Raw genomic sequence first — 13,327 nt, forward strand, 5'->3', positions numbered from 1 at the left:
TCCGATCATTTCACGGCCCCGGCGGTGAGGCCGCGCACGAAATACTTGCCGCCGATCAGATAGATCAGCAGGGTCGGCAGGGCGGCGATCATCACCGCCGCGCTTTGCACGCCATGCTGCGGGATGTCGGCGACCGCGGCGGATAGCGCGATCAGCGCGGCGGTGACCGGCTGCTGCTGACCGGTCGTGAATGTCACGCCGTAGAGAAACTCGTTCCAGATATGCGTGAACTGCCAGATCACGGTGACGACCAGAATAGGCGGCGAGAGCGGCAGGATGATGCGCCAGAAAATGCGAAAGAACCCTGCGCCATCGATGCGCGCAGCTCTAATCAAATCCTGCGGGATGGCAGTGTAGTAGTTTCGGCAGAACAAGACGGTAAAGGAGAGCCCCTGGATCGTGTGGATCACGACCAGGCCCGTGAGCGTGTTCATCAGGCCCGTATCGCGCAACACGATGGTCCAGGGAAGCAAGCGCATCTGCTGGGGAAGGAAGAGGCCAAGAGTCACGATGCCGTAGATCCAGCTATCGCCGCGAAAACGCCAGAGCGACACGGCGTACCCGGCGACAGCGCCGAGCAGGGTCGAGAAGATCGTCGCGGGGATCGTGACCAGCGCGGAGTTCAGCATGTACGGCCGGATGCCGGCGCAAGTCTCGGCGACGCAGAAACCGCTCCAGGCCGCGGCGTAGTTGCTCCATGCCCATTGTTTCGGCCAGCCGATCATCGAGGCCTGCGCGATCTCCTCGTTGGTGCGGAGCGAGTTCAGCACGACAACAACCAATGGCGCGAGCCATGCTGCAGCGATCAGCGAGACGACGAGATAGATCAGAATCCGGCTTGGCGCGAAGTTTTTCTCACGCATGGATCGCCCGCCGCCGCTGGACATAGCGCCACCCTGCGTAGGGCAGCAGAACCGCGAGAAGAATGAGCAACATGAGCACTGCAGCCGCCGCTCCCCGTCCGAGCAGGCTGCGCTGGAACATCAGGTCGTAGACGACGAGTGCCGGCAGCTGGGTGGCGATGCCGGGCCCACCATTGGTGAGCGCGCGGACGAGGTCGAAGGTCGAAATCGCGAACTGCAGCTGAATGACGATGACGGTGATGGTGATCGGCCAAAGGGTCGGCAGGATGACGCGCCGGTACATTCGGATCGGTCCGGCGCCATCGATTTGCGCGGCCTTGATCAGGTCGGCGTCGACGGAGCGGAGGCCGGCGAGGAACAGCGCCATGGCGAAACCGGAGGATTGCCAGATCGCAGCGATGACAATGGTCCAAATGGCCATGTCGCGGTCGATCAGCCAGTCGAACCGGAAGGAGGTCCAGCCGAGGTCGCGGACCAGCTTCTGGACCCCGAGACCAGGATTGAGCAGCCAACTCCAGACCGTGCCGGTGACGACGAATGACACCGCCAGAGGATAGAGGAAGATGGAGCGCAACAGGTTCTCGCCGCGAATGCGCTGATCGAGCAGGATCGCAAGGATGAGGCCGGTCGCCAGACTCAGCAACACGAAGGCGATGCCAAACAGCAGCAGATTGTCCAAGGCAATCTGCCAGTTCCGCGATGCTGCAACCGAAGAATAGTTGCGCAAACCGACCCAGCCCGAGACTGGAACCAGGGTGGATGGTGTGAACGATATCCAGATCGTCCACAGCGAGAACGCAATGAGGTGCGCGGCGGACAACAGCAGCGGCACCCAGATCGTCAGATATTCAGGCAGCCGGCGGACCACGTCAGAAACCGCCGACCGGCCCGGTCTTGTCGGGATAGCGATGGTCAACGTGCGCCCTCGACGGCCTCGGCAAGGCGTGTGACCGCTTGCTCAGGCTTGATCGTCTTGTTCTTCACGTACTCCGTGATCACGTCGATGATCGCTGCGGTCATGCCGTTTTCCTGCGCCATGTTGTGCGCAAGACTGAGGACGGCCTGATTGCTGGCGATCGCCTCTTTCAGGGCTGCTGCGGTCCGCCGTTGACCGTCCGACCAGCCTTCGCCGGAAAGATCGACGTCGGTACGCACGGGTATCGATCCCGTGATCTGCGAATACATGGTCTGGATCGCTGGATCCATGACGAGTTGGGCCATCAGCTTCTGGCCGGCCTGCAAATCGGGCTCCTTGCGCTGCCAGAATATGAAGGCATCGGCATTCAGCAGGAAGACAGGCTTGCTATTGTCGCTCGGGCCCGGAGCGATGATGAAGTCCTCGAACTTGAAACCGGCATTGCGCAATACGCCCTGCGCCCACCCGCCCATGATCATCATGCCCATGTCGCCGTCGACGAAGCGCTTCAGGTTGGTCGAAAAGTGCTGAGCGCCGACGTTGGGGTCCATCCAGTCGGCAATCTTGCGCACCTGCACGAAGGCCGCCTTTGTCTCGGGGCCCTCCAGAGCCTTCTTGTCGAGATTCATGAGGGCTGCGCGGTAGGCAGTGGGACTGATGCCTGCCAAAGCGGCCTCGAATTTTTGGCCGTCGTCGGGGCGGGTGCCACCGTTGGCAATGGGATAGGGGACGCCGCCTGCTTTCATCTTCTCGGCGAGGTCGTTGAAGTCAGCCCATGTGACGGGGATCTTGTCGGCCTTGGCCTTGTCCATCGCGCGCTTGGAGAGAAACAGCATGTTGGTGCTGTAGATCTGCAACGGCAGCGCAATCCACTTGCCCCGCGGCTTGTGCAATTTTGCAAGGTCCGGAGCGATGACTTTTTCGTAGCCGGCGGCAGCGACCACGGCATCGAGATCGACGGTTGGGGCAATCTTCGACCAGGCCGCAATCTCGGGACCTTTGAGCTGCGAGCAGGCCGGTGGATCGCCGGCCATGATCTGGGCACGCAGCTTGTTCATCATCTCGGTGGTGAAGCCGGGGACGGGCGAGTGCTGCCAAACCCCGCCTTTCTCCTCGAATTTCTTGCCGAGCGCCGTGATGGCAGCCCCATCGCTACCTGCGGACCATTGCGAGATCGCAGTCAGACGCGGCTTGATCGCACCTTGCGCGCGGGCGAATGCCGGCAGCGCGAGCGCGGCCGCAGATCCGGCGAGCAGTTGGCGCCTTGTTGTCGTGATCGGCATGGCAAGTTCCTCCCGGTGTGAACTCTTTCGCGCGAGAGCCGCGCGGCATCAGGTATCTCAGGCGGCCTCGGCCGATGCGGCCGGCATGCCGCCGCGGCAGGCGAGGCGGAAAGCTGCGAACGCCAGCGCCGCTCGCGGATCGTTGCCATTCGACGGCGGCACGAAAGCGAGCGCCACTTGCGCGTGCTTGCGACCGCCCAACAGGCTTGCGTCGATCCCCTCGACGAGCGCACTGCGATCGTCGTCGGCGAGAAGCGACGGCCAGCCGCTGATCGCGACACCCTTGCATGGCTTCACGTTCAGCGTGTTGCCGATCGCAAGGCCAAGCCGGAATAGCCGCCGGCGCAATTCCTGTCGCACGCGCGACGAGAGCGGCATCGCGGTCACCCAATCGCTGCTAGGTTCAAGCAAGTCGGCTTCCGGGACGCCAAGAAGCTCGGCCAGGGCGGGAAGCGACGTATAGGCCTCGACGCAGCCATGATGACCACAGCGACAAATTGGTCCGTCGGCTCCGAACACCATGTGGCCGAGCTCGACCGGCTGCAGGGCATCGTCCTCGGTCGGATCATCCATCCAGGTGCCCGCGACGCCCTGACCGACGAAGACGAAGAGATGCGCGCCGCTGAACGGATAATTCTCCGTGCGGCAACGGTGAAAGATGGCGTGCGCGACCACCGAATTGGTGAACTCGACCGGCACGCCGGCAAAATTCTCGCCGAACATCTCGCTGATCCGGCCGACGTCGCAGGGAATGATCGGATTGCTTGCCGCGCCCAGCCGGCCAAGACCCGGAATTGAGACGCCGATCTGCGCGAGGGGGATGCGTCGGCGCCGCGTCCAGTCGCGCAGCAATGTCATCGCCTCGCGAAAGGCCCGGCCGACGGTCGCGACGGTCGGCGTCTTCGGCAGCGGCACATACCCAGTGTAGTGCAGTTCGCCCGACAGGCCCCCAACGCCGACGCTGAGACGCTGGGTGCTCAGCTCGAAGGCCGCAAGCGCCACCGCGCCATCGAGCGACACGAGGCCGGTCGGGCCACCGACATAAGGGGCAGGGCGCCGCACTTCCTCGATCAGGCCTTCGGCCTTCAGGTCGAACAGGATGCGCGACAGGCTCGCTTCCGATAGGCGCACGGCCTTCGCCAGCGGCGGGCGAAACGAGCCGCCCGACTGAAGCAGATGAGTCAAAATGGCAGCACGCGTCTGCCGCCGACTTCTCGGCTGCTCCGGCATTTCCATCCCTGTCGTCATTCTTACTTAGAGTAAGAATTTGCGCGCGAAGCGTTTCGACGTCAAGCGCCGGCCGACGCATTGCGCCGACTTGTTGTTGTGCGCGGCAGCAAGATTGTGTCAGCGCAAAACAAAAGCGGCGCCATCTTGTGATGGCGCCGCTTCGAAAGCCGTGATGGCTCGACCTTACTTCCGGTCCTTGATCGCCACGTAGTCGCGGCGGGTGACGCCGGTGTAGAGCTGGCGCGGACGGCCGATCTTCTGCTGCGGATCCTCGATCATCTCGCTCCACTGGCTGATCCAGCCGACGGTGCGGGCGACCGCGAACAGCACGGTGAACATCGAGACCGGGAAGCCCATCGCCTTCAGCGTGATGCCCGAATAGAAGTCGACGTTCGGGTAGAGCTTGCGGTCGATGAAGTACTGGTCGCTGAGCGCGATCTTCTCGAGCTCGAGCGCCACCTTCAGCATCGGATCGTCGCCATGGCCGGTCTCCTTGAGCACGGCGTGACACATCTTCTGCATGATCTTGGCGCGCGGATCGTAGTTCTTGTAGACGCGGTGACCGAAGCCCATCAGGCGGACTTCAGAGTTCTTGTCCTTCACCTTGGCGATGAACTCGGGGATCTTGTCGACCGAGCCGATCTCGGCGAGCATCGCCAGCGCTGCTTCGTTTGCGCCGCCATGCGCCGGGCCCCACAGGCAGGCGATGCCGGCGGCGATGCAGGCGAACGGGTTGGCGCCGGAGGAGCCGGCGATACGCACCGTCGAGGTCGAGGCGTTCTGCTCGTGGTCGGCGTGCAGGATGAAGATCTTGTCCAGCGCATCAGCCAGCACCGGATTGATCTTGTAGTCCTCGCACGGCACGGCGAAGCACATGTTGAGGAAGTTCTCGGCAAAGGACAGCGAGTTCTTCGGATACACGAAGGGCTGGCCGACGGTGTACTTGTAGGCCATCGCCGCCAAGGTCGGGATCTTCGCGATCATGCGCATGGAAGCAATCATGCGTTGCTTCGGATCGTTGATGTCGGTGCTGTCGTGGTAGAATGCGGCGAGCGCGCCGACAGAGGCCACCATCACCGCCATCGGATGGGCGTCGCGGCGGAAGCCCTGGAAGAATCGGGCCATCTGCTCGTGCACCATCGTGTGATGGATCACGCGGTCGTCGAAATCCTTCTTCTGCGCGGCGGTCGGCAGGCTTCCGTAGAGCAGGAGATAGCAGGTCTCCAGGAAGTCGCCGTTCTCGGCGAGCTGCTCGATCGGATAGCCGCGGTATTCCAGCACGCCCGCGTCACCGTCGATATAGGTGATCTTGGACTGGCAGCTCGCGGTCGAAGTGAAGCCCGGATCGTAGGTGAACAGGCCGGACTGGCCGTAGAGCTTGCCGATATCGATGACGTCGGGCCCGACGCTGCCGCTGAGGATCGGAAGATCGAAATTCTTGTTTCCGACCGTCAGCGTGGCGGTCTTATTGCTTGGTTTTGCGTCCATCAGAGGTCCCCGATGTATGGTGAAACGGGCCGGACCCGGAAGGCCCCTAAGCAGATTTTGGGGCAGGCCGGATGTTCCAGAAGGTACGGCTGAGATGGGTATATTATTGCTGTGTGCGCTGCAAGATGGCGCCACGCATGGTCGACTTACGTCGTAGCCTGGTCCTTGGCCCGGTCCTCGGCCTGGTCCTTGAGCCGGCCCAGGCTTTCCTGGCGTCCCAGGACGTCCAGTACCTCGAATATGCCGGGCGACGTCGTCCGTCCGGTCAGCGCCGCCCGCAGCGGCTGGGCGACCGCACCGAGCTTGAGACTATTTTCCTCGGCAAAGGCGCGCAGCGCGGCTTCCGTGGCGGCACCGCTCCAAGTCTCGACTTTCTCCAGCGCGGAATGAAGCTGGCCGATCAGCTTGCGGTTCTCGGGCGTCAGCAGCGCTGCCGCCTTCGGATCAAGCTCCAGCGGCCGATCGGCGAAGATGAAATAGGCGCTGTCGATCAGCTCGATCAGCGTCTTGGCGCGCTCCTTCAGGGCCGGCATGGCTTTCAGGAGCTGCGCGCGCGTGGTGTCGTTTAACTTGGCCTTAAGCTCGTCGCGGCTGGGCACGACGTGGCCCAGCACGTCCTCGAACATCTTCACGAGTGATTGATCGTCGGCATGGCGGATGTAGTGGCCGTTGAGGTTTTCCAGCTTGGCGAAATCGAAGCGCGCCGCGGCGCGGCCGACGCTGGCGAGGTCGAACGCCGCGATCATCTCCTCGGTCGAGAAGATCTCCTGGTCGCCATGGCTCCAGCCGAGCCGGACGAGATAGTTGCGGAGCGCGGCCGGGAGGTATCCCATGGCGCGGTAGGCATCGACGCCAAGAGCGCCGTGCCTCTTGGAGAGCTTCGAACCGTCCGGGCCATGGATCAGGGGGATGTGGGACATGCTCGGCAGCGTCCAGCCCATCGCGTCGTAGATTTGCTTTTGGCGGGCCGCGTTGATCAAATGGTCGTCGCCGCGGATGACATGGGTGACACCCATGTCGTGGTCGTCGACCACCACAGCGAGCATGTAGGTCGGGTTGCCATCGCCGCGCAGCAGGACGAGGTCGTCGAGATTCTCGTTCTGCCAGACCACGCGGCCCTGCACCTGGTCCTCGATCACGGTCTCGCCGGTCTGGGGCGCGCGGAGCCGGATCGTGGGCTTCACGTTGCTTGGGGCCGTCGCCGGATCGCGGTCGCGCCACAGGCCGTCATAGAGGCGGGTGCGCCCTTCTGCGCGCGCCTTCTCGCGCATCGCGGTGAGCTCCTCGGCGGTGGCGTAGCAGCGATAGGCCTTGCCGTCGGCGAGCAGCTGCTCGGCGACCTCGCGGTGGCGGGCGGCGCGGCTGAACTGGTAGATGACGTCGCCATCCCAGCCGAGCTCCAGCCATTTCAGGCCGTCGAGGATGGCGCCGATTGCCGCCTCCGTGGAGCGCTCCCGGTCGGTGTCCTCGATCCGGAGCAGCATCTTGCCGCCGTGCTTCTTCGCATAGAGCCAGTTGAACAGCGCCGTGCGCGCACCCCCGATATGGAGGAAGCCGGTCGGCGAGGGGGCGAAGCGGGTGACGACGGGAGAGGTCATTCTTGGCAAGGCCTATGCATTGGAGGCGGTGGTATATAGCAGGACCGGTACATAACTAAAGCCCGGCAGCGAACGGCTTAAGGCCTTGCTTAAGCCCTTGGCTCAGCGTCCCGAATTTGGCAGAAGGGCCGCTGATTTCCCTACAGGATTTTCGTAATGACAGAACCGGTGGCGACTGAGGTTGGGCGCGATTTCATTCGTGACATCATCCAGGCCGACCTCGATCAGGCCAAATACCAGGAGATCGTGACCCGGTTCCCGCCGGAGCCGAATGGCTATCTCCATATCGGCCACGCCAAGTCGATCGCGCTCAATTTCGGCATCGCCCAGGAGTTTCCTGGCCGCTGCCATCTGCGCTTCGACGACACCAACCCGGTCAAGGAAGAGCAGGAATATATCGATTCCATCCAGGCCGACGTGCGCTGGCTCGGCTTCGACTGGGGCAAGAACCTGTTCTTCGCCTCGGACTATTTCGACCGCCTCTACGAATGGGCGGAGCAGCTGATCCGCGACGGACTCGCCTATGTCGACGACCAGTCCCAGGAGGAGATTCGTCTTGCGCGCGGCACGTTGACCGAGCCCGGCAAGAACTCGCCATTCCGCGATCGCACCGTGGATGAAAACCTCGACCTGTTCGGTCGCATGAAAGCGGGCGAATTCCCGAACGGCGCGCGCGTGCTGCGGGCCAAGATCGACATGGGCGCGGGCAACATCAATCTGCGCGACCCCGTGCTGTACCGCATCCTGCATGCGCACCATCCGCGCACCGGGACCAAATGGAGCATCTATCCGAGCTACGACTATGCCCACGGCCAGTCGGACGCGATCGAAGGCATCACGCACTCGATCTGCACGCTGGAGTTCGAGGACCATCGGCCGCTCTATGACTGGTTCATCGAGAAGCTGCCGGTGCCGTCGAAGCCGCACCAGTACGAATTCGCGCGGCTGAACCTGACCTACACGCTGCTGTCCAAGCGCGTGCTGACCCAGCTCGTCCGCGAGGGCCATGTCGCGGGCTGGGACGATCCGCGCATGCCGACGATGGCGGGGATGCGCCGCCGCGGCGTGCCGCCGGCCGCGCTTCGCGAGTTCGTCAAGCGCATCGGCGTGGCGAAAGCCAACAGCGTCGTCGACGTCGGCATGCTCGAGTTCTGCATCCGCGAGGAGCTGAATCGGACGTCGCAGCGGCGCATGGCGGTGCTGAAGCCGCTCAAGGTCGTGATCGAGAACTATCCGGAAGGGCAGACCGAGGAGCTCGAGGCGATCAATCATCCGGACGATCCCTCCGCCGGCACCCGGAAGATCACGTTCGGCCGTGAGCTCTTTATCGAGCAGGACGACTTCATGGAGAACCCGCCGAAAAAGTTCTTCCGTCTGTCGCCGGGCAATGAAGTGCGGCTGCGCTACGCCTATTTCGTCAAGTGCACCGCCGTGATCAAGAACGATGCCGGCGAAGTGGTGGAGCTGCGCTGCACCTACGATCCCGCGACCAAGGGCGGCAACGCGCCGGATGGCCGCAAGGTCAAGGCCACCATGCACTGGCTGTCGGCGGCAACATCCGTGCCCGCGGAAATCCGCGTCTACAACCAGCTGTTTGCCAATCCGAGCCCGGACGCCTCGAACTTCGCCGCCGACCTCAATCCGCAGTCGCTGGAAATTCTCGCTGATGCCCGTGTCGAGGCATCGGTCGCGGAAAGCAATTCGACCGAGGTAATGCAGTTCGAGCGCCAGGGCTATTTCGTGCGCGACAGGGACTCGACGCCCGGCAAGCCGATATTTTCCAGGACCATCGGTCTGCGCGACACGTTCGCGAAGGAAGTGGCTAAAGGTTGAAAAGAGCTGCGAGACCACAATGAGCAACCAAGCCGACGCGATCGTTTCCGCCATCATCGCGAAATGGCGCGCCGGCTTCGCAACGCTCGACGCCGCGGCACTCTCATCTCTGTATTCGAAGAATGCCTTCTTCTTCGGCTCCAACCCAAAGCTCTACCGGGGCAGGGACGGCGTCGCCGACTATTTTAACGGCCTGCCGCGCTGGCGCAAACCGAGCGCGGTGTTTTCCGAGGTGAGGGCGGCGCAGGCAGGTCCTGACCTGATCAATATGGCCGCGACCATTTCGTTTGATCTCGACGGCGAACGTCCCGATTTCTCGGTCAAGATGAGCTGGGTCATCATGCGCGAGGCCGGCGACTGGAAGATCGTCAATCACCATGCTTCCTCGCAGGCGCCGCTGATCTGACCAGCGGGGCACACGGCTTCGTCATTCTCGTGAGAGAACGAACGTGCGCCTCACGCGTTGGGGTGGGTCCAACAAGGAACCCACCATGCAGAACATCGCAGAGCATATGGAAGTGATCGGCGCCGACGGCGTCCACATCGGCACCGTCGACAAGGTCGAAGGCAATCGCATCAAGCTGACCAAGAAGGACAGCGGCGAGGGCAGCCACAAGGGTCACCACCACTTCATCGACAAGGGCCTCGTCGCCGATATCGAGGGCAACAAGGTCCGCCTCTCGGCCAAGGCCGATGTCGCCGTGACGATGGAAGAGGAAAAGTAGCGGCCGCGCCCTTCCGTTCCTGATCCGTACCGCTATCCGCCCGCCTGCACGTTCCGGTAGCTTCTGACTTCGTTGCGTATCATCGAGTGCAGGGAATGGCGGAGCCGGGCCGGCCGGTACGGTCGCAGGGGATCGCGGGGACGTGGCGCGCGGGCCGCACCGCGTCTGCGGGCGGCTTTGCGCCTGCAGGCCTCGACCTCTGGACCTCGCTGGCCGAGACCCTCCGCGCCTGGCTACGCGCCGAGGCTGGCGCCGGGAGGCTGTTGCCTTGGGTGCCCGTCGCGTTTGGCTGCGGCATCGCGCTTTATTTCTCCGCCGATCATGAGCCGGTGCTGTGGGTCGTTGCCACGACCGCCGTCGCGCTCCTGCTCGGCGCGGCTCTGTTGCGGCGGAGCCGGCTGTTCGCCCCGGCCATCATGATCGCGGCAGTCGCAGCCGGCTTTGCCGTCGCGACGTGGAAGACAGCGCGCATCGCCCACCCGGTGCTGGCAAAGGCGCTCTATTCGGTGCCGTTGTCGGGCTTCGTCGAGGCTCGCGACATCCGCGAGCGTACCGACCGTTTCGTGCTGCGCGTTACGGCGATGGAGGCGCAACGCAGCGACGTCAGGCTCGAGCGTGTGCGCCTGTCGGTCCGCAAGGGCACCGCGCCGGAGGTCGGCAGCTTCGTTCAGCTGAAGGCGCGGCTGATGCCGCCGCTCGCGCCGGTGCGGCCCGGCAGCTACGACTTTTCGCGTGACATGTTCTTCCAGGGCATCGGCGCCTCAGGCTTCGCGATGGGTGCGATCACGGTGGCGGCGCCGCCTGAGACCGCCGGCTTGCGGCTGCGTTACGCGGCCTTCATGCAAGGCCTGCGCGATGCGATCGACGCCCGCATCCGGGCGACGCTCGACGGCGACAACCGGGCGATCGCGACCGCGCTGCTCACCGGGCGGCGCGATGCAATCACCACGCCCGTCAACGACGCGATGTTCATCTCCGGCCTCGGCCACGTGCTCTCGATCTCCGGCTACCACATGGCCGTCGTTGCCGGTGTCGTGTTCTTCGCGGTGCGCGCGCTGCTTGCTCTGATCCCGGGACTGGCAGCCGGCTTCGCCATCAAGAAATGGTCGGCCGCCGCCGCGCTGGTCGCCGCTGCGTTCTACCTGCTGCTGTCGGGCGCGGAGGTCGCAACGCAAAGATCGTTCTTCATGACCGCGGTGGTGCTGATCGCGGTGATGGTCGATCGCCGTGCCATCACCTTCCGCACGCTGGCGGTGGCCGCGCTGATCGTGCTGGCGGTCGCGCCGGAAGCGCTGGTGCATCCGAGTTTTCAGATGTCGTTCGCGGCAACGCTGGGGCTGGTGGCGCTGGTGCAGATCGGCATGCCCAATTTGTTTGCCTCGCCGGATCATTCGGCGACCGCGCGGATTGCGATGTGGGGTGGCCGCGAGATCGCGATGCTGTTCATGGCTTCGCTGATTGCGGGACTTGCGACCACGCCCTATGCCGCGTTCCACTTCCACCGTGTCACGCCGTTCGGCGTGCTCGCCAATCTCGGCGCGATGCCGGTGGTCTCCGCGCTGGTGATGCCGGCGGGACTGTTGGGGCTGCTTGCTGCGCCGTTCGGGCTGGATAGCGTATTCTGGTGGCTGATGGGGCTCGGCATCGACTGGATGGTCGCGGTCTCGCGCTGGGTCGCGGCATTGCCGGGCGCGGTCGGCTGCATCCCGGCGTTCGGGATCGCGCCGCTGATCGCGGCGAGCCTGGGAATCATCGTGCTGGGCCTGTTGCGCACGCCGCTGCGCTGGTCCGGCGCCTTGGTGCTGCTGGCAGCGATCCTCTGGGGACTGTCGGCGCGGCAGCCCGACATCCTGATTGCCGGGGATGGCGCGAGCGTCGCGGTGCGGGGCAGAGACGGACATCTGCACCTGATCAGGACGAGCAAGGACAGCTTTCTGCTCAAGGAGTGGCTCGCGGCCGACGCAGATCCGCGCGATGCCGGCCGAGCCTCGCTGGCCGATGGCGTGTCCTGTGACGAATCCGGCTGTGTGACGCCACTGGCCGACGGGAGGCTGGTCGCCCTGGCGCTGCGCGTCGACGCTCTCGCGGACGATTGCAGTCGAGCCGCGCTGGTGGTGACGGCACGTCCCGCGCCGCCCGATTGCGCGGCGATGGTGGTCGATCGGCAGCGGCTCGCCAGCCAGAGCGCGCTGGCGCTGACGCAGCGTGGTGACGGTTTCGTGGTTCAGGCGGTGAGGGCGAGAGGCACGAGCCGCCCCTGGTTGCCGGCCGGCGCCGGCGAAGGTGATTTCGACGGCAGTCTTGCGCCGAAGACGACCGCGCCTCGCATTAGGGACGCAACGCCGGCGGAGACCGACTTGCAGGCCGACGATTGACCGGGCCGGTTACAAGTACCAAGCCAGCACGGCGTCGAGCGTGTTGTTGCCGATGACCGGCAGGGCCACCATCCGGCTCAGTCCGGATGCGCAGGCTTCAAGACCGGCGACCGAGCCGTCATGCGCCAGATCGTCGTTGAGCGCGGGCATGGCGGTGGCCCAGGCCCCGCCGATGCTGCCTTCGCCCCTGGCGATGGATTTTTCCGCATAGATCGCGGCAAGGTCGGTCTGCGCGCTGCAATCGCCGGCGCGGAACACCGAGCGGGTCTCGTTCGGGATCCAGATCTCGAAGCGTCGCGCAATTGGTGTGGCCTGCGCGGAGAGGAATGTCAGGACCCAGGTCTGGTCCGCGCCGGTCCGATAGGGCACGCCGACGCCAAAATTGATCCCGACCTTGGCCGCATCCTCCCAGCGCAGAAAACTCCTGGCGTCGTGCAGGTCCTTGATGATCAGCGGCAGGCCCGCTTTCCAGGTGCGGCCAGGCAGGCCAAAGCCGCGAGGAAATTTGGTGTGGCGGGAGTTGAATTCGAACATGTCGGCGGTGCCATAATAGCCATCGACAAGCCCCATCTCGTGGGAGGCATCAGGGTCGTTGTGCCAGAGCTCGATCGCCCCGACATGCGCTTCGTCGTCGCCGCAGAACAGTACCATGATGGCTTGCAGGAATTCACCTGCAAACACCGGCACCGCGACGCCGCAGGTGAGGCCGGCCGCGAGCGCCTGATCGGTCCGCTTGAAATAGGAGTTGGCGAATTTGGTGAGGATCACGGGGTGGCCCGACGCCCAGGCCTTGCCCGGAAGTCCCTCGTCATATCCGAAGTGCAGCTCTTCGCTGACGGCCTTGAACGCGGACAGCCCTTCGCCGTAGAGGCCGCCACCAAACTCCAGCCGCGTGCGCGTCCGATCGGGCACCCAGAGTTCAACGACGCGAAGGAAGGTTTTCATCGAGCGTGTCCGCCGTCTCAAGCCCTGACAGCATCGGTCATTTGGCTGCGAAGCGGACGTTCAAAATTCAG

General features: G+C 64.2%; 11 protein-coding genes. 4 read left to right on the plus strand and 7 right to left on the minus strand.

Annotation, left to right across the window (positions count from 1 at the left end; translation table 11 throughout):
• Positions 1-5 precede the first annotated feature (5 nt).
• The 6 genes from C7G41_RS25015 to gltX form a co-directional block, all read right to left on the minus strand.
• Complete coding sequence (locus C7G41_RS25015) at positions 6-863, minus strand: carbohydrate ABC transporter permease (RefSeq protein ID WP_106945012.1); 858 nt, start codon at positions 861-863, stop codon at positions 6-8.
• Entirely contained in the window at positions 856-1,779 is a 924-nt protein-coding gene (locus tag C7G41_RS25020; protein ID WP_199198590.1) for a carbohydrate ABC transporter permease, read from the minus strand. The genes C7G41_RS25015 and C7G41_RS25020 overlap by 8 nt, the downstream gene beginning before the upstream one ends.
• Positions 1,776-3,062: an ABC transporter substrate-binding protein gene (locus C7G41_RS25025; protein WP_106945014.1), complete on the minus strand. Its 1,287-nt coding sequence runs from the start codon at positions 3,060-3,062 to the stop codon at positions 1,776-1,778. The genes C7G41_RS25020 and C7G41_RS25025 overlap by 4 nt, the downstream gene beginning before the upstream one ends.
• A gap of 57 nt (positions 3,063-3,119) precedes the next feature.
• A complete protein-coding gene (locus tag C7G41_RS25030; RefSeq protein WP_199198598.1) occupies positions 3,120-4,298 on the minus strand; it encodes an ROK family transcriptional regulator in 1,179 nt (392 codons plus the stop codon).
• Positions 4,299-4,475: 177 nt separating this feature from the next.
• On the minus strand, positions 4,476-5,780 hold the full coding sequence (gltA, locus tag C7G41_RS25035) for a citrate synthase (RefSeq protein ID WP_106945016.1): 1,305 nt from the start codon (positions 5,778-5,780) through the stop codon (positions 4,476-4,478).
• A gap of 146 nt (positions 5,781-5,926) precedes the next feature.
• Positions 5,927-7,378, minus strand: a complete 1,452-nt coding sequence (gene gltX, locus C7G41_RS25040) for a glutamate--tRNA ligase (protein ID WP_106945017.1) — start codon at positions 7,376-7,378, stop codon at positions 5,927-5,929.
• A 156-nt stretch (positions 7,379-7,534) separates the two neighbouring features.
• On the opposite strand from gltX, the gene C7G41_RS25045 reads away from it, so the two are divergent.
• The 4 genes from C7G41_RS25045 to C7G41_RS25060 all read left to right on the plus strand — a co-directional run bounded on the left by C7G41_RS25045 (position 7,535) and on the right by C7G41_RS25060 (position 12,311).
• Entirely contained in the window at positions 7,535-9,211 is a 1,677-nt protein-coding gene (locus C7G41_RS25045) for a glutamine--tRNA ligase/YqeY domain fusion protein (protein WP_106945018.1), read from the plus strand.
• A gap of 19 nt (positions 9,212-9,230) precedes the next feature.
• Positions 9,231-9,617 carry a nuclear transport factor 2 family protein gene (locus tag C7G41_RS25050; protein WP_106945019.1) on the plus strand — a complete coding sequence of 129 codons (387 nt, stop codon included), beginning with the start codon at positions 9,231-9,233 and terminating at the stop codon, positions 9,615-9,617.
• A gap of 85 nt (positions 9,618-9,702) precedes the next feature.
• The gene (locus C7G41_RS25055) at positions 9,703-9,936 is read left to right on the plus strand and encodes a DUF2171 domain-containing protein (protein ID WP_007610829.1); all 234 of its coding nucleotides are present in this window, start codon (positions 9,703-9,705) and stop codon (positions 9,934-9,936) included.
• 95 nt (positions 9,937-10,031) lie between these two features.
• Positions 10,032-12,311: a ComEC/Rec2 family competence protein gene (locus C7G41_RS25060; RefSeq protein WP_199198591.1), complete on the plus strand. Its 2,280-nt coding sequence runs from the start codon at positions 10,032-10,034 to the stop codon at positions 12,309-12,311.
• 9 nt (positions 12,312-12,320) lie between these two features.
• Here C7G41_RS25060 and C7G41_RS25065 read toward each other — a convergent pair whose 3' ends face one another.
• Positions 12,321-13,256, minus strand: a complete 936-nt coding sequence (locus C7G41_RS25065) for a GAF domain-containing protein (RefSeq protein WP_106945021.1) — start codon at positions 13,254-13,256, stop codon at positions 12,321-12,323.
• Positions 13,257-13,327: the final 71 nt, after the last annotated feature.

This window comes from Bradyrhizobium sp. MOS002 (assembly GCF_003020115.1).
Classification (GTDB): Bacteria; Pseudomonadota; Alphaproteobacteria; order Rhizobiales; family Xanthobacteraceae; genus Bradyrhizobium.

What these genes read in the sequence shown, in the direction of transcription:
- C7G41_RS25015 (WP_106945012.1), bottom strand. Translation starts at nt 863, where the DNA reads ATGCGTGAGAAAAACTTCGCGCCAAGCCGGATTCTGATCTATCTCGTC.
- C7G41_RS25025 (WP_106945014.1), bottom strand. Translation starts at nt 3,062, where the DNA reads ATGCCGATCACGACAACAAGGCGCCAACTGCTCGCCGGATCTGCGGCC.
- C7G41_RS25030 (WP_199198598.1), bottom strand. Translation starts at nt 4,298, where the DNA reads ATGGAAATGCCGGAGCAGCCGAGAAGTCGGCGGCAGACGCGTGCTGCC.
- gltA (WP_106945016.1), bottom strand. Translation starts at nt 5,780, where the DNA reads ATGGACGCAAAACCAAGCAATAAGACCGCCACGCTGACGGTCGGAAAC.
- gltX (WP_106945017.1), bottom strand. Translation starts at nt 7,378, where the DNA reads ATGACCTCTCCCGTCGTCACCCGCTTCGCCCCCTCGCCGACCGGCTTC.
- C7G41_RS25045 (WP_106945018.1), top strand. Translation starts at nt 7,535, where the DNA reads ATGACAGAACCGGTGGCGACTGAGGTTGGGCGCGATTTCATTCGTGAC.
- C7G41_RS25050 (WP_106945019.1), top strand. Translation starts at nt 9,231, where the DNA reads ATGAGCAACCAAGCCGACGCGATCGTTTCCGCCATCATCGCGAAATGG.
- C7G41_RS25055 (WP_007610829.1), top strand. Translation starts at nt 9,703, where the DNA reads ATGCAGAACATCGCAGAGCATATGGAAGTGATCGGCGCCGACGGCGTC.
- C7G41_RS25060 (WP_199198591.1), top strand. Translation starts at nt 10,032, where the DNA reads ATGGCGGAGCCGGGCCGGCCGGTACGGTCGCAGGGGATCGCGGGGACG.
- C7G41_RS25065 (WP_106945021.1), bottom strand. Translation starts at nt 13,256, where the DNA reads ATGAAAACCTTCCTTCGCGTCGTTGAACTCTGGGTGCCCGATCGGACG.